Source organism: Vibrio sp. 970, assembly GCF_033339075.1.
In genome coordinates this window covers 1-501 of sequence record NZ_JAWOTW010000896.1, presented here as the reverse complement: position 1 = coordinate 501, position 501 = coordinate 1, and the positions used below count along the sequence as shown (strand labels likewise).

The 501-nt window shown below is 50.5% G+C and carries 1 protein-coding gene; it reads right to left on the bottom strand.

Annotated features, from left to right (window positions below; translation table 11 throughout):
* Positions 1-501, bottom strand: a 501-nt coding sequence (locus R7Q11_RS29790; protein ID WP_405532675.1) for an SLC13 family permease, incomplete at both ends; no start/stop codon positions are given.

Below are 501 nucleotides of genomic sequence, written 5' to 3'. Positions count from 1 at the left end.
ATAAATGGCATCGGATCCACTCCGTACCCGACAGCCATACTATAGCCAATCGGAAATGCTAACGCGGCAGCGGCATTGTTGGTCACCAATTCAGTCAGCACCAAGGTCATGATGTATGTGGCCACCAGCGCACCAAATACGCCCCAGCCGTTAAACGCTTCGATAAACATTTCGCCCATCCTGACGGACAAGCCCGATGAAATCATCAGCTGCGCAATAGAGAGCGCAGAACCCACAATCACCACAATATCAATGGGAAAACGGCGGCGAAGCTCAGAGATTTGCACTATGCCAAACGCAATGAGTGCAATGATGTATACCGCGAGCCCTTTAATGATCGGCACAAGTTCTAGTAGTGCACAGGCGATAACCGCAGCAAAACCAATCAACACAATCGTCGATTTATTGGAGTCCAAACGTGCGCTGGAATCTAAGTCGTGCACTAACACAAATTCTTTACGGTGCGCTCGACGCTCAGACTCGAAACGCTTGCCCGGCACC